16 protein-coding genes are annotated in these 14,365 nt (G+C 49.2%); 13 read left to right on the top strand and 3 right to left on the bottom strand.

Features of this window, described 5'->3' with window-relative positions:
- Positions 1-116 precede the first annotated feature (116 nt).
- Positions 117-1,136: a C1 family peptidase gene (locus ACHZA2_RS06885; protein WP_319579108.1), complete on the top strand. Its 1,020-nt coding sequence runs from the start codon at positions 117-119 to the stop codon at positions 1,134-1,136.
- 20 nt (positions 1,137-1,156) lie between these two features.
- Here the strand turns inward: ACHZA2_RS06885 and ACHZA2_RS06880 are convergent, their stop codons facing one another.
- Positions 1,157-1,363 (bottom strand): histone family protein, encoded by a 207-nt coding sequence (locus ACHZA2_RS06880; protein WP_109968614.1) that lies wholly within the window; start codon positions 1,361-1,363, stop codon positions 1,157-1,159.
- A 488-nt stretch (positions 1,364-1,851) separates the two neighbouring features.
- Between ACHZA2_RS06880 and ACHZA2_RS06875 the strand changes: the two genes are divergently transcribed.
- The 7 genes from ACHZA2_RS06875 (at position 1,852) to ACHZA2_RS06845 (ending at position 8,142) form a co-directional block, all read left to right on the top strand.
- Positions 1,852-2,283, top strand: a complete 432-nt coding sequence (locus ACHZA2_RS06875) for a hypothetical protein (RefSeq protein WP_319579107.1) — start codon at positions 1,852-1,854, stop codon at positions 2,281-2,283.
- A 146-nt stretch (positions 2,284-2,429) separates the two neighbouring features.
- Positions 2,430-3,404 carry a BMP family ABC transporter substrate-binding protein gene (locus tag ACHZA2_RS06870; protein ID WP_319579106.1) on the top strand — a complete coding sequence of 325 codons (975 nt, stop codon included), beginning with the start codon at positions 2,430-2,432 and terminating at the stop codon, positions 3,402-3,404.
- Positions 3,405-3,656: 252 nt separating this feature from the next.
- Positions 3,657-4,172, top strand: coding sequence for a MarR family winged helix-turn-helix transcriptional regulator (locus ACHZA2_RS06865; protein ID WP_319579105.1), 516 nt, complete (start codon positions 3,657-3,659; stop codon positions 4,170-4,172).
- Complete coding sequence (locus ACHZA2_RS06860; RefSeq protein WP_319579104.1) at positions 4,169-5,317, top strand: MFS transporter; 1,149 nt, start codon at positions 4,169-4,171, stop codon at positions 5,315-5,317. Before ACHZA2_RS06865 ends, ACHZA2_RS06860 begins: the two co-directional genes overlap by 4 nt.
- Positions 5,318-5,602: 285 nt before the next feature.
- The gene (locus ACHZA2_RS06855; protein ID WP_319579103.1) at positions 5,603-6,163 is read left to right on the top strand and encodes a hypothetical protein; all 561 of its coding nucleotides are present in this window, start codon (positions 5,603-5,605) and stop codon (positions 6,161-6,163) included.
- Between the two features lie 70 nt (positions 6,164-6,233).
- On the top strand, positions 6,234-6,911 hold the full coding sequence (locus ACHZA2_RS06850) for a C39 family peptidase (protein WP_319579102.1): 678 nt from the start codon (positions 6,234-6,236) through the stop codon (positions 6,909-6,911).
- Positions 6,912-7,536: 625 nt separating this feature from the next.
- Positions 7,537-8,142 carry a hypothetical protein gene (locus tag ACHZA2_RS06845; protein ID WP_319579101.1) on the top strand — a complete coding sequence of 202 codons (606 nt, stop codon included), beginning with the start codon at positions 7,537-7,539 and terminating at the stop codon, positions 8,140-8,142.
- A gap of 90 nt (positions 8,143-8,232) precedes the next feature.
- Here ACHZA2_RS06845 and ACHZA2_RS06840 read toward each other — a convergent pair whose 3' ends face one another.
- A complete protein-coding gene (locus ACHZA2_RS06840; RefSeq protein WP_319579100.1) occupies positions 8,233-8,847 on the bottom strand; it encodes a hypothetical protein in 615 nt (204 codons plus the stop codon).
- A 155-nt stretch (positions 8,848-9,002) separates the two neighbouring features.
- On the opposite strand from ACHZA2_RS06840, the gene ACHZA2_RS06835 reads away from it, so the two are divergent.
- The 5 genes from ACHZA2_RS06835 (at position 9,003) to ACHZA2_RS06815 (ending at position 13,661) form a co-directional block, all read left to right on the top strand.
- Entirely contained in the window at positions 9,003-9,248 is a 246-nt protein-coding gene (locus tag ACHZA2_RS06835; RefSeq protein WP_319579099.1) for a hypothetical protein, read from the top strand.
- Positions 9,249-9,305: 57 nt separating this feature from the next.
- Positions 9,306-9,641 carry a hypothetical protein gene (locus tag ACHZA2_RS06830; RefSeq protein ID WP_319579098.1) on the top strand — a complete coding sequence of 112 codons (336 nt, stop codon included), beginning with the start codon at positions 9,306-9,308 and terminating at the stop codon, positions 9,639-9,641.
- Positions 9,565-12,054, top strand: coding sequence for a DEAD/DEAH box helicase (locus tag ACHZA2_RS06825; protein WP_319579097.1), 2,490 nt, complete (start codon positions 9,565-9,567; stop codon positions 12,052-12,054). The genes ACHZA2_RS06830 and ACHZA2_RS06825 overlap by 77 nt, the downstream gene beginning before the upstream one ends.
- The gene (locus ACHZA2_RS06820) at positions 12,051-12,935 is read left to right on the top strand and encodes an SWIM zinc finger family protein (RefSeq protein WP_319579096.1); all 885 of its coding nucleotides are present in this window, start codon (positions 12,051-12,053) and stop codon (positions 12,933-12,935) included. Before ACHZA2_RS06825 ends, ACHZA2_RS06820 begins: the two co-directional genes overlap by 4 nt.
- Positions 12,936-13,019: 84 nt before the next feature.
- A complete protein-coding gene (locus ACHZA2_RS06815) occupies positions 13,020-13,661 on the top strand; it encodes a methyltransferase domain-containing protein (protein ID WP_319579095.1) in 642 nt (213 codons plus the stop codon).
- Here ACHZA2_RS06815 and ACHZA2_RS06810 read toward each other — a convergent pair.
- Positions 13,623-14,273, bottom strand: coding sequence for a hypothetical protein (locus ACHZA2_RS06810; protein WP_319579094.1), 651 nt, complete (start codon positions 14,271-14,273; stop codon positions 13,623-13,625). The genes ACHZA2_RS06815 and ACHZA2_RS06810 overlap by 39 nt on opposite strands.
- Positions 14,274-14,365 lie beyond the last annotated feature (92 nt).

Below are 14,365 nucleotides of genomic sequence, written 5' to 3'. Positions count from 1 at the left end.
TGAAAGGTGTGGATTCTCTTACTCCTCTATCTGGATCTGGATGATATAAAATCATCAGACCTTCGCAAACCGCGGGTCCCCGAACGTGTTAATTTTTGACTGTCCAATTTTAGGGTATGGTTCCTGTCAGGGCACACATCTTTGCCTCAGTGGTCTTTATCACACTCCTCATCATCTCCTTCTGCCTGGTCTCCGGAGATACGGGTTTGTCTGAAACCTGGCAGGGGGCTGATGAAAATGGCAGCCCTGATATCGGTTACAACTCCGGGGGTTCCCTTGCCCTGACCCCGGCAGAAGCAGTGATTACTTCTCATCTTCTCCTGTCAGAAGCAGATACTGACAGACAGAAACATGCGCCAGGACTCCTGCACCGGGTGGTCAACCAGTCAGCCCATTCATCCTCCTCACCGCCAGCCACATCTCCTGACCTTCCCAGGTCCTTTGACTGGCGAAATCACAAAGGGGACTGGACAACCCAGGTGAAGGATCAAGGAGAGGAGTGTGGGAGCTGCTGGGCATATGCCGCAGTTGGCATTCTGGAGTCCCATCTGAAGATTCGATCAAAGAACCCGAACCTCTCTCCTGATCTCTCTGAACAGTACCTGCTCTCCTGTGACTGGGACGATGACGGGTGTGATGGTGGCGACTTTGAGACCGCCATGGCCTACCTCGTTGACACTCCCGGTCCGGACGGCAGGATCGGGACTGTGAACGAGTCAGTGTACCCTGTTGATAACACCGATGACTCCTGCGCTGACCTCGGAAATGCAACCCGGTATAAAGCAGGGCACTGGGCATATGTCAACGCCTCTGCAGAGGGGGATGCTGAGATCGCCATACCACCTGTAGACGAGTTAAAAGCTGCCATATACCTGAAAGGGCCAATTGCAGCAGGTATTGATGATGACGATGTGTTCGATGAGTATGAAGGCGGAATATTCTCAAGCACTGCTCCACCGCCTGAAGAGACAACCAATCATGCCGCGATCCTAGTCGGATGGGGCAATGATAACGGGACCGAGTACTTCATCGGAAAGAACAGTTTCGGAACTGAGTGGGGTGAAGACGGCTGGTTCAGGATAGCAGTGAACTCGTCACGAATTGGTGAGGGTGCAGTGTACCTTGATGAAGAATAGATGGACGTCTGTGAAAAGATTTAGAGGGACTGGGAAGCCATCTCTACATCTTCTTCCTTGATGGTCTTGCGACCAGCATGCTGGGCGAGCTTGTTTGCCTCACGGGCAAGCTGTGCGATGTAGTCTTCTGCCATCTTAACAAGTGCCTCTGCTGCGTCGCTGCCGACACGTTCTGCACCGTTATTCTTTGCGATTCTGGTTACTGCTGCAATTGGTAAGTCTGCCATATTTTTCCTACCTCTAAAGATAATATCCTGAATAAGATATAAAAGCTATGCTTTTAATCAGAAAATATAGTGTTTTTGCAGGTATGTCACAAGGCTGCTGATTGACCCAGATACCTCCCTGAAAACCAGTGGTGTCCGGTCTGATGATATCCACCTGTTCATCAGGGCTGCTGCGTTTCCTCCTGAATTCCTGCGATAGATGCATCCATATCTTCATTTTAGCGTTAAACTGCTGATATACTGGTCCCGCCCTCCTTCATCAGTGGCAGAACCAGGAATCCTCAAAGTGTATGTAATCCGGCCATCCAGGTTTCAACATGCCCAGATGGCAACATCAGGTTCAACGAGAAGCGCGGCAGAGGCTGATCCCGTTCTTATATGCGTGGAGTCAGAGATCAGAGCAGGGATATATGGAACCCTCCTCAGTTTTTCAGTCTCCTCTCCGGGTATCAAGAAACGATTTTACCACTCCTGCCTAACTCTCCATCATGAAGAATACTATCCTCATCTGTGGTCTGCTTTTGTTGTCTCTCTGTGTGTTAAGTGTGTATGCTGAACCAGCCATCTCTGATGAGAACCTGACAGAGATGTCCTATGAGGATATGGTCACCCTGCCGAATGGAACAACGATCAACGTGGTTGTTTTCATGCCGATAACCGTTATCATGGACTCCTCTGATGATCACCACCCGCTCCATGTCATAGACAGAATGAATCTCAGTGATGTAGATCCCATGCTGATGGGGAATGGCACATCTCCTGTAGATATGTTCGGGGATGGGTTTTACAAGCCGCATGCAGGGAAAAATATGATCCCTGGTCTGAATGGAACAGGCATAAAACCCACTCTCAATGGTATCACCTCAAAAGTTTCAGAAAACCAGAGTGCTGCAAAGCCCAACCTAACCATCACCTGGTAACCTGATCACCCCTTCTTTTTCTGGCCTTCGGCTCTTACCTGTTGCATAAAGAAATCCTTATCGGCGGGGAGTTCTGAAGTTTTCAGAGCAAGACTATCGGCAAGACCTGGATGGGTCTGCTATCATACCTGCCTGGAAGAGAAAAAATGAAATTACTATCTATCGTTATCCTGCTCTGCCTTCTCATCGTACTATTCTGCTCTCTTGTATCCGGAGATACCGTCTCAAAGCCACTGGTTGATGTTATCTATTCAGGTGGGAAGGGGGATCACTCGTTCATTGACAGTTCGTACCGCGGTCTTACCCAGGCAGAAGAGACCTTCTCATTCACAACTCAGGAGTATTCTATCATGAATGCCTCTGCTGATCCAGCTCCTGAACTTATCGGACCAGCAGGTGAAACACCTTCCATGGTTCTGCTGGTGGGAAGTCCGTTAAGTACAATGGCCCAGACGATCGCTGATTCAAACCCTACCCTGCCGGTCATCGCGCTTGACACTGATCCACTTGTTGGAGACAATACAAGAACCATCATGTTTCCGATGTACGGCTCCAGTTATCTTGCCGGCATCATCGCTGCCGATGAGACCGATACAGGAAAGGTGGCAGTGCTGGCAGGAAGGGACAACGCTCTGATGTCAGAGTTCATCAAAGGGTTTTCCGCAGGGGTCAACCAGTCAGGAAGAGAGCTGTCGGTAACAACTGCCTATGTTGCCGATGACAATTCAGGATACTGGAGCCCAGATAAAGCAGCGGCGATCGCCAGAAATCTCTCTGCGAATGGGACAGATGTCATCTTCACCGTTGCAGGAGGATCAGGGACCGGAGTGATCGAGTATGCCAGGAACACATCGGGGCTGAAGATCATCGGGGTTGATTCGGATCAATCAGTACTCGGGCCAGACGTAGTTGTTGCCTCGGTGCTTAAGAATCTTGATCAGGTGGTCTACCGGGAGATATCCTCCGTGATGGAGGGGAACTTTACACCAGGGACGGAGTTATCAGGACTTGCAGAAAACGGGTCCGGGATAGTCATCAACCCGAACTTTGGCAACCTCTCATCGCTGATTGCGGACCGGTACGGTGAGGCAACAGAGGCAGAGAACCGGTCCAGATCATGAGGTTGGTTCCCGGCCACACTTCATCTTACTGGGTATAAAGCCGTTTTACGAGGTCCAAAATATGAGTTCGAAAGTTGTGATGGTACATACATAATCCGGAAAGTTACCTGATACATTTTCGGTATCAGAAATTTGAGAACTCTTTTTTCCTAGTTCACCCACCTTTTGATTGAATTGATCAGTTCACGAACGTGAGTTGATCTCAATGCATCAGCAACTAAATTATTATGTTACTAAATCAATTACTTGCTAATGATGTTTACTCCTGATCAGTCCGCCCGTGATCTCTACCGGATCTGGATGCGGATCATGAACAAACTCAATGAGTCTGAAAGTATTCCCCGGAGGTTCGGCGTTGATATTCCGTTATACCCGTCAGAGATTCATACTCTCCAGGTCATCGGGGATCATCCTGAAACCAATGTCAGGACCGTCGCAGAGCATCTGGGTATCACTCCCGGTGCAGCCTCCCAGACGATAACAAAACTTTCTAAACGTGATCTGGTCACCAAAGTCAGAGGACTGAAGAATGAGAAAGAGGTACACCTTGTGCTGACCTCTTCTGGAAGAACAGCGTATGATGCTCATGAGACCATCCACGAACTGGTGTTTCAGAAGATCGCCGGGCGTATTGGTCCACTCTCTTCAGACCAGGTCAGTTTTCTTGAACATGTACTCCACGCGATGGAGTCTGTCTATGATGAACGGATAGATGAAGTAAGAAGTGAGATGAACGAGTTGAAACCCCGCAGGGAGGAAAAGCAATGAGTCAGCTCAGACAGATTGGTCAGCTCACCCTTGCACACCTGGTCAATGATATCTATGCCCCGGTCCTGATGGCCCTTCAACCGGTTCTGATCACAATGTACGGGTACAGTTACTTTCAGGCGGCCCTTCTGCCGGTAACCCACAGCCTTGTCTCATCTCTGCTTCAGCCTGTCTTCGGACACCTTGCAGATACCCGGGGGCTGCGGGTGAGTGTCGGGCTCTCAATTTTGCTATCCGGAATCGGGGTCTCACTACTCGGGCTCGTCCCTGATCAGTACACGGTCATGCTCATGTGTGTCATCATATCTGCGGTAGGGCATGCAAGTTTCCATCCCGGTGCACTCTGTAAGGTATCCGCCCTGGCAACCGGGCAGTCACGTGGCCGGCTTACCTCGTTCTTTGTTGTCGGAGGGAACATGGGTATGGCACTTGGCCCGATCATTGCTGGTATTGTACTGACTTCCGGAGGGATCCCCATGGTCTCAGCATTGATCGTTCCTGCAATACTGGCTGCGGCGATCCTCTATGTACGGCCTGTTCCAGATGTCTGCCCGGTTGTAAAAGAGAAGATAAGATCAGGTGGTGAGGACTGGAACCCTGTTAAACTGCTCTTTGCAGGCTCAACACTCAGAGCCTGGGTCACGTTCGGAGCGATGACCTACTTCCCGACCTTTCTCGTGCTTCAGGGCTATCCTCTGATAGAAGCAACCACCCTGGTCAGTATCATGCTGGTTGCCGGTGTTGTCGGTCAGATCAGCGGCGGAATCCTATCAGACCGGATAGGAAGAAAGAAAGTTGTCGTGATCACAACGATAGCATCAATCCCTGCATTTGCCGGAATCCTGATGACCCATGGAATAATTCTGATCATCTGTATGTTAGCCTTCGGGTACCTGCTCTGGTCCTCGTTTGCAGTAACCATAGCAATGGCACATGAACAGATTCCCTCGCAGATAGGGCTGATCTCCGGATTATTCCTGGGAATTGCCATGGGTGCCGGTGGAATCGGTGTCTCAATATCAGGAGCGATAGCCGATCAGATCGGGCTGATGGCCACCCTTGCGTTCTTCCCGATACTCCTGGTTGCAGCCAGTATCCTCTTCATGATGGTCAAAACACCTGACCGTAACAGGACTTCTGAATAAGGTGGTTATGAGAGCCTTCCTCTTCAACCTCTTTTTGGATATATCTTCCATGGAATAGACTCATCAGTTCTGGATGTCTGTCTCTTCTGGATCTGACATCTTCAGAGAGTGAACAGATTAACCTGAATATTCATGAGAAGATTCAGGGTTCTACAGGACAGCTGGAAGATCTGTTTTAATGTGGGTAGCAACCATTATGGGTCTGGTCCTTCGGATTTGCACATCCCGATCACTTTCGCCCTGTTTCCCTGAACTTTTTATACTGTCAGTCACAGGATATGATCAATGCGGGATCGGAATAACCCTCTGAAACATCTCCCCCCTGATGCGTTTACAATTGTCCTGGCATCCCGGGAAATTTTCAGGAGAGATCTTGCTGATCTGCCTGTCCGGTATCCCAAAGTAAAGATAACCTACCTGACAGGACTCATCGGTGTGCCCTATCTTCTTCTGAAGGAGCAGTACCAGGAGTGTCTTGATTTTTACATAGCAGAGACGTTCGAGAGACTCATCACGATAGTCAGGTCTGATAGATCTGCCCTGCTCGTTATCGGGCACAGCCCGGTCCAGTTCGGTGCTGATCATACAGGCAGGGCAGCCCTGTTTGGAGAGGTCTGCCGAGAGCGGGCGAAAAAATGTGGACCTGTTGTTCTGCTTGCAACCCATTCGGATCCGATCCTTTCAACCCTCAAAGAGATCGCTGATTACTTCATCGAGTTTGGTGGGATCAGACTCTGTGGTCTCCGGCTTGTAATAAGGGAGCAGACCACTCTTGAGAGCCTCCCAGTCACCCCCGGGATCAAAGGAGACGAGAGATTATACGGTCAGATGAAACTTGAATGGTAACATGAAACCGGAATTGTGGCAACTTCGACCTGGCGGTCAATGTTATACCTGTTGAGATCAAAAGAGCCATATGTATCTCAGATACCTGATCCTCGGGTTGTGTGTCTGTCTTATAACCCCTGTCCTGTATGCTGATCGCGATCCCTATGCCCCTGATCCGGGAACTATTATCCTTACCTCGGTTCCGGATGTCAGGCAGAGTACAGATTACAGCAGTGGGGCCTCTGCCCTTCAGACAGTTCTTGCGTACTGGGGAGTAGACAACAGGGAGGGGTCACTCATGAAAGAACTGAACTCTAACCCGGAGAGTGGTACTACACCCGGGAACATTCTGGATGTTGCCTCCTCACGCGGTCTGAACGCCTTCATCTCTGAAAATATGTCAGTAGATGACCTGAGGTCCTATGCTCAGAATGAAATCCCTGTTATGGTAACTGCACAGGCATGGAATGGCGATTATGATTCAGATGGAACATGGGTGACAAAGGTCCCGGATAACTGGGAGGATACCTGGGAAGACGGGCACTATATGGTGGTCATCGGGGTAGACACCAGCAATGTGTACCTTGAAGATCCATCTCTCCTCGGAACCCGTGGGGTGATCCCGATCAAGGAGTTCATCTCACGGTGGCACGACCATGAAGGTGGATCAGGACCGTCTGACTCAAAAAAAGTTCACTCTCACATGGGTATCATCATAAAAGGGGATGAGCCTGCACGATATCCGGTCTATACCCGGGTGACCTGATTAATCAATTTTTTCCTGGACAGAGTTCTCGGTGAAACCTCCATACGCCGGTTACAATGAAGGAACCGGTTGATCCGTGCACAGAGAACGGAATAATCCCTGCCCAATCACGATTTTGTGCGATGAGACTTCTCATTGAATCCTGGTCATCAGTTCCTCCGTTCTGTTCCAATCAGTGATATTTCCCTCACCATGAATTGCCGATCAGGGATACAAAACCAGAGCAGAGCCTGCAGGTTTTCCATTTGAGAGTACTGCGTTCAATGAAGTAATTGGTGCACAGAGGTTCATGGTATGTAACGACAGGGGTATCTGATCAGATCCCAGGTGCTGTACAACCGTTATTGTGAGAACACAGTAAACTATGCCCAGGGAGGCAAGATTATGAGAATGATCATTTTTTCGATTTAAACTGATGATGTTCAGGGCATCTGCTGTCTATAGTCTCCTATCAAATTATGCGCCATTTCTTCCAGATGACGAGTTATATTCCTGAAGGTACGCAGACTGTATATCTGAAACCCATGCATAAGAGGTGGTACCCTGAAACTTTGTAACCTCCGTCATCCATACGGTATTGTGTAGTGTTCTTACAATCTCTCGTACGAATGCTTCGTGTGATATTATGACGCAAAAAGGATTCTTACCTGGTTTTTATCTTTTAATATGCACCCTGCTACTCTTTGTTCTGGCAGGTATGGTATCCGTGGTTGCAGACGGTCCCTTTGACGGAACGTTTACCTCAAACTCTGGTGAGACGTATGATGACAGCCAGTATGTCTCAAGGAGCAATGTCATGGAGTCTACCGTTGATCCGTCATTCTGGGATGAACGTGAGTCTTTGTCCATCAGCAAACCGGAGAAGCGGCTGGTTCTTCCCCCATCAGATCCGAATAATCCAACTCTCCAGCCCGGCTCTGTTGCAAAGCAACCATCCGGAAGCCTGACCGAGGAAGAACATGCACTTATCAGCAAAGCACAGGAAGTGGCCTTAATGCTTGTGAATATTCCATATTACCAGGCTGGAGAACATGTCTTCAAACTTGACGACAAGCAGCATGTTCAACTGAGTTCTGTTAAGTACGCAGCATCAAAGGAATATTATGGCAGGACTGATGTCTCCTCATCGTGGGTGACAGACTTCTATAATGCAGCCTACAGCAATGATTACACAAATGTGACCTCATTACTTGATGAGTTGCCTGCTGAAATCCGCACTCCCAAAGTATAATCGCAGATTTTTGCACCCCTCTTTTTTTATCTGTCTCTCTGAATGGAATCACCCCGGATTCTGGTGAAAAAAGTTGAAAGGGATAATTCATTACCACAAATCTCCGCTAAAGTCAGAGAATGGACTTCTCGGCCAGTAATATGGTACCTCTTCTGTCGGTGTTGGTATAACCGTTGAGGAGAGGGTGTATGGGACAACTCCCGGATACATTGCTTTTATCTGGTTCCATACCGTCTGCGATGCGGCCTGGTATTTTCTGGCTTCACTGATCATGGTATCATCCCTGTACACCGGTGAGTATGGTTTATCTGCCAGGTTCAGGGCATCAGATAACTCATCTCCTGATTTAGATGCGTAATAGAGGTAGGCGTTGATCTGTTTCGCAGTCGGATAGAACCCGGGACTGATATTCATCCTGGCGAGTTTCTGTTGTACGGATTGGAGTTCCCGCAGGGACGTACCATTAGGAATCGTTGTGTTTGAAAGGCCGTAGATTGTTTCATTTGCGAGTTCAAGGAACTCTGAATCCTGGTATGGTCCGTTAGCAGGTGATGATTTCAGCGGGAACATGACCGTTGGAAGAGCTGAAGCATAACCTGTGCATACACAGACAAGAATGAGAAGAGTTAAGAATGTTCGTCCTGATACCGCTTTAAGACGGTTTTGGATTTCTGGTGAGAGTCCCTTGTTCCTTTTCTGTGTCATGGGCCTTCCCTCATGTGACTCATCAGTGTGCATGGATAAAGTGTTTTTCTTGTATCTGATCCAGAGAAGGATCATCTGGTTGAACCTCCCATTTCCGATGAGATCGATATCCTCATGCCCCGTAATGTCAAAGCGTACTGAACACCGGGCAAATCATGAACTATCTCCATGCCTGCTACCACCCAGATACCTGTCATAAACTCTTCATATTTGGAGAAAATCCTGAATATACATCCCCGAAGAGGAGAGGCAGAAGGTCACACAATGCTGTAACGCAGCATCCCTCCTGTCTCCCGATTGAATTTCTTTCAAAGCTCCTGCTTGAATATGATTCTGATATCACATCAAATGCGGAAACTCTCACTCTGAACCTGCCTGTCCTGAACAATTGTCCGGTTTAACCCTCTGATCCCCTCGCTGATGAGTCTGTATCATTCTCTCCTGTTCTTGTTCATGCCGTGTCAGTCGGGATACCCGACCTGCTCCGGCTGTTTCCTGCTCTATCACTTTCTTCTCCTGAAATCCGTATCTCTGACAGTCTGATCTTTTTCAGGTATGCGTTTGAGTTTGCCATGGAACTCGTTTCACGTGAGCGGTTTATTCCGGCATTGGATGAGGAACAAGGTGGAATCGGGAACTGGGCCGCACTCATTAAAGGTGAAGATCATTCACGATTAGAGCAACTTGCAGTGTGCATGCCACTTGTATGTGGCTCTTTTGCAGAATCTCGCACTGACTTCCCTGACTCTTCTTACCAGGTTCATCCATGCGGTTGTGAACTCCCTGGTTGTTGAATCAAGTGTACTTATTGTGTCACCACTCAGAGGAAGGGCTGCAAACCTTGAGAATCCTGCAATTGCCTGGTACAGAGCCCTGAAAGGCGATGAGGATGCCCGCTCCTCTCTGTCACTTAAAAATGCAGACTTTCTTGAATCTGCCAGATTATGGCTGAATCCAAAGACGAATGACACGAAGCCGTTCTCAACCTGCATCAGACTTACCGAACCATCTGATGAGATCCCTCTATTCAGCATCGAATTTCACCTGCAGGCACGTGATGACCCCTCCCTTCTTGTCTCCGCAGCAGAAGTCTGGAAGAAAAAGACTGGATCTTTCACATCTCTCAATCACCGGTTTGAACGGCCGCAGGAGAATCTTCTCGCAGACCTTTTTGCAGTTGGGAAGGTCTTTTCTCCTGTCAACACTGCTCTGAAATCAAGGGCACCGGTGGGCACCACCCTGACACCGAAAGAGGCGTCATCATTTCTTACAGAATATGCTTCCCTGATTCAGCAGATGGGTATCTCTGTTCTGCTTCCAAGCTGGTGGAAAGATACAACGAAAAAACCACGGCTCCGACTTCTGGTGAATGCCCGAAAACGACAGGGGAAGCAGTCGAGTGGTAAGGGTTTTTTCTCATTTTCTGCTCTGCTCTCATACAAGTGGGAGATTGCTATCGGTGATCAGGTCATCTCTGCTGATGAGTTCGAGACGCTGGTGAAACTGAAAAAGTCTCTTATTCACATAGGTGGGAGATGGGCCGCTTTCAACTCTGATGAACTGCAGCGTGCTGTGCGGGCATTTCAAAAACAGTACCCTGATGGTGTCATTCCGGTGATGGACGCCCTCAAGCTGGGTCTTACCGGTGAGAATGAGACCGGTGACCCGGTTGAGATCTCCTGTGCAGACAAGTCCTCCCGCGATTACCTGGGTCTTCTCCTTGGTTCAGAACCATCGATTCCTTCAAAAACCATCGTTCCTGCAGGTTTCAGGGGAATCCTCCGTCCGTACCAGGTGACAGGGCTCTCCTGGCTGTCATCTGTAACCGGGAGGGGACTTGGTACCTGCCTTGCTGATGATATGGGGCTTGGCAAGACTGTTCAGGTGATAACCTATTTCCTTGCACTGAAAGAGCAGCAGAAAGCACCATGCATGTTACTCGTTGCCCCGATGTCCCTTCTCGAAAAATGGCAGCGTGAACTCTCGCGTTTTTCGCCTGGATTGTCAGTCCATATCCATCACGGAGCAGGAAGACTTCTGGAAGAGGCATTTGTACAGGCGGTGCAGACTCATGACATTGTACTGACAACCTACCAGATGGTTCAGCGTGATGAAGCCCTCTTCTCTTCACAGTCCTGGGATGTCATGGTCCTCGATGAGGCACAGAACATCAAGAACAATGAGGCAAAACAGACCCGTGCAGTAAAAAATATCCCGGCCCCGGCAAGGATCGCTCTTACCGGGACACCGGTTGAGAACCGGCTGATGGAACTCTGGTCAATCATGGACTTCATAAACCCGGGATACCTCGGGCAGCCGGGGGTGTTTTCCCGCAGGTACGCCACGCCGATAGAGAAGTATCATGATCAGGATGCTGCAGAAAAACTGCCGGCTCTGGTGAAACCGTTTGTCCTCCGGCGGGTTAAAACTGATAAGTCCATTATTTCAGATCTTCCTGAAAAGAATATCCAGAAACGGTACTGTACGCTCACTCCTGAACAGGCGACCCTGTACCAGGCAACGGTAGATGGTATGCTCAAGGATGTGGAACATACAGAAGGGATTGCCCGTCGTGGCATCATCCTCACAGCCTTTCTCCGACTCAAACAGATCTGTAATCATCCAAATGCCTATCTTGACGATGGAAAACTCACTCCAGGCCGTTCTGGGAAGATCTCCATGCTTTTCACCCTACTCGAAGAGGTGATTGCATCTGGTGATGCAGCGATCCTGTTTACTCAGTTTTCTACGTTTGGTGAGAGGTTGCTCGGGTTAATGCGGAGCCATTTCCAAGAGGAGGTACTCTTTCTTCATGGCGGAACCCCGAGGAAACAACGAGATGAACTGGTTCGTCGTTTTTCATCACCACAGGGTCCCAGGCTCTTAATTCTCTCCCTCAAGGCAGGCGGTGTTGGATTGAATCTTGCACGGGCCAACCATGTCTTTCATATTGATCGGTGGTGGAATCCTGCAGTAGAGGACCAGGCAACTGATCGGGCATACCGGATTGGTCAGCAGCGAAATGTGGCTGTTCATCTTCTGATCAGCGCAGGAACTCTGGAAGAACGGATAGATCTGATGATAGAGGAGAAACGCAGGCTTGCAGAGCGTGTGATAGGAACCGGTGAAGACTGGATTACATCGCTTTCAACAGAGCAACTCCGTGATCTTCTGCGCCTTTCTGGTGAATGTATCGGGGGTGAATGATGGGATTTTATTATTACGAGAAGACCAGTCCCCGTCCGGTAAAGGACGGGATAAAGGCAAAGAGCCGGAAGGGCTCGATCGGTCAGAAGTGGTGGTCACAGAAGTTTCTCGACGCCCTGCATGAGATGGGGATGGATAACCGGCTTGCCAGAGGGAGAGCCTATGCCAGAAAGGGACAGGTGATCAACCTCACAATTAAAGAGGGGTCTGTCCAGGCAAAAGTCCAGGGTTCGTCTCCAAAGCCGTATTCTGTGAGCATCGGTATGCAAAACTGGGATTCCGGGCAATGGGATCGGGTGTTTGAAGAGATCTCGTCCCAAGCCATCTATTCAGCCCAGCTCCTTGCCGGCGAGATGCCCTCTGACATCAACGATCTGATCCTGAAGGCAGGTCTGACTCTCTTCCCTGGAACAGATAAGGATCTCAAGACATCCTGTTCCTGTCCTGGCTATGCAAATCCATGCAAGCACATCGCTGCAGTGTATTATATTCTGGCAGAGCGGTTTGATGAAGATCCTTTCCTTCTCTTTGCCATGAGGGGGAGAACAAAGGATCAGATCCTGGAGGAACTCAATGCACGAAGGGGGGCTGATGATAATGTCTCCTCAGATGCATCTCCTGATATTGTTGTCCGGAAAGATCCAGAAGAACTGACTGTGACAGGTTTTTACTCGTTCAGGTCCCCGATTGAAGGATTTAAGGTATACCCTGGTGCTGAACCTCCGGTGAAAGGGCTAACCTCAAAGCGACTGTCCGGCTCTCCGTTCGAGGCAGGAAAGAAAAACCTTGCAGATCTTCTGCTCCCGTTTTATGTTACTGCTCCTGCTTTTATCCGGCGGATTATCCACGGGGATGAACCAGTGTCAAAGGAGAATTCCTGATCCTGGCTTTTTCTTTTCCCCGAATCTTCTCTACAAAATTTGGTAAACCATTTTTACCTGAAGAGTTCCTGATACTAAGTTATCATGCCCCTGATCGAAATCCTTATCCTCATCATTGTTCTTCTCCTCCTCTCCTGTATTGCCTGGAGACTTGCTTCGCGGCGAACAACACTTCCCTGTCCGGTGTGGATGCAATGGCTCCTCGATCCATCGCTTGGGAGAAGAGTGAGTGCACGGACCCGACGAACGATCACCTATCTGGATCTTAAGCCCGGTATGCAGGTGCTTGACGCCGGTTGTGGTCCTGGCAGGCTCTCGATACCGCTGGCAGAAGCAGTGGGCCCACGAGGTTCTGTCACTGCAATGGATCTCCAGGAGGGGATGCTCGCAATAGTGCGTGAACGGGCAGCAAAGAGTAATCTCTCCAACCTCTTCTACATTCAGGGAGGGATAGGAGAAACAAGCCTGGCTGAAAATACGTTTGACCGGGCAGTACTGATTACCGTCATTGGGGAGATCCCTGACCGGGTGTCTGCCCTTTTGGATCTCTATTCAGCAATGAAGCCCGGAGGAATACTCCTTGTTGAGGAGACCATCAGGGATCCTCATTTCCAGACCCGGAGCACAGTCACACAACTAGCAGAGTCTGCCGGATTCAATGTAAAAGAGTTTTATGGAAACAGATTCTCATTTACAATGCTTCTTGAAAAGCCAATCCCCTTCTGATCCTCCCTTAAACCTGTTCTTTTCTTTTCTGACCTCATCAAGCCAGTCATTCAGGCCCTCAACAAATTTAATCCTCTCTTTGTATGTAGCAGATCCTGATGATGAACCCGTTACAGCGTTTGGTTCAAGCCTTATTACTGCCGGAGTGGTCTCGGAGATCCCGTCCCATGGATCATTGACCGGGAATCCAACGTTTCTGAGTGGAGGATCCCAGGTTGCATCGATCAGTTGCCAGGTCCCGTTCAGGAGTGCCGTGCAGCAGAGATGCGTGGAGGATGGGAGGAGTGGAAGCAGTCTTGTCATACTTTCTGGATATCCGACCTTCTGATCCTGCCATCTGAACGGGATCAGAGTGAATCGTATCTCTGTTCCGAGACGCTGGAACATCCATGCAAGGAGCTGGTGTTTCGGTCCGCACCATCCCCGGTTGGCAGTGATCATCATCCTGATGATATCGTCAGTACCAAGCCATTCTGGTACAATTGCATATGGTATATCCCTGATATGTGAGAATATGCTGATTCGCTGCTCAACCGGTGAGAGTCCACGTGTCCATCCGGTAAAGAGATCCTCCCTCAATTGATAACTTCTCTCGCTGTTCCGGCCGGACATCTTCACCTCGGATAGAGACCTTGTGATATTCCATATCGTCAGAGGAATGATAAGCCCACTGGTACCCTGATATCCTGGCCGCTGACATAAGA

This window comes from uncultured Methanospirillum sp. (assembly GCF_963668415.2).
Classification (GTDB): domain Archaea; phylum Halobacteriota; class Methanomicrobia; order Methanomicrobiales; family Methanospirillaceae; genus Methanospirillum.
This window is presented reverse-complemented; position numbering and strand designations above follow the sequence as displayed.

Excerpts from the sequence above, each read along its gene's own strand:
- ACHZA2_RS06885 (WP_319579108.1), top strand. The coding sequence starts at position 117 with ATGGTTCCTGTCAGGGCACACATCTTTGCCTCAGTGGTCTTTATCACA.
- ACHZA2_RS06880 (WP_109968614.1), bottom strand. The coding sequence starts at position 1,363 with ATGGCAGACTTACCAATTGCAGCAGTAACCAGAATCGCAAAGAATAAC.
- ACHZA2_RS06875 (WP_319579107.1), top strand. The coding sequence starts at position 1,852 with ATGAAGAATACTATCCTCATCTGTGGTCTGCTTTTGTTGTCTCTCTGT.
- ACHZA2_RS06870 (WP_319579106.1), top strand. The coding sequence starts at position 2,430 with ATGAAATTACTATCTATCGTTATCCTGCTCTGCCTTCTCATCGTACTA.
- ACHZA2_RS06865 (WP_319579105.1), top strand. The coding sequence starts at position 3,657 with ATGATGTTTACTCCTGATCAGTCCGCCCGTGATCTCTACCGGATCTGG.
- ACHZA2_RS06860 (WP_319579104.1), top strand. The coding sequence starts at position 4,169 with ATGAGTCAGCTCAGACAGATTGGTCAGCTCACCCTTGCACACCTGGTC.
- ACHZA2_RS06855 (WP_319579103.1), top strand. The coding sequence starts at position 5,603 with ATGCGGGATCGGAATAACCCTCTGAAACATCTCCCCCCTGATGCGTTT.
- ACHZA2_RS06850 (WP_319579102.1), top strand. The coding sequence starts at position 6,234 with ATGTATCTCAGATACCTGATCCTCGGGTTGTGTGTCTGTCTTATAACC.
- ACHZA2_RS06845 (WP_319579101.1), top strand. The coding sequence starts at position 7,537 with ATGACGCAAAAAGGATTCTTACCTGGTTTTTATCTTTTAATATGCACC.
- ACHZA2_RS06840 (WP_319579100.1), bottom strand. The coding sequence starts at position 8,847 with ATGACACAGAAAAGGAACAAGGGACTCTCACCAGAAATCCAAAACCGT.
- ACHZA2_RS06835 (WP_319579099.1), top strand. The coding sequence starts at position 9,003 with ATGAACTATCTCCATGCCTGCTACCACCCAGATACCTGTCATAAACTC.
- ACHZA2_RS06820 (WP_319579096.1), top strand. The coding sequence starts at position 12,051 with ATGATGGGATTTTATTATTACGAGAAGACCAGTCCCCGTCCGGTAAAG.
- ACHZA2_RS06815 (WP_319579095.1), top strand. The coding sequence starts at position 13,020 with ATGCCCCTGATCGAAATCCTTATCCTCATCATTGTTCTTCTCCTCCTC.
- ACHZA2_RS06810 (WP_319579094.1), bottom strand. The coding sequence starts at position 14,273 with ATGTCCGGCCGGAACAGCGAGAGAAGTTATCAATTGAGGGAGGATCTC.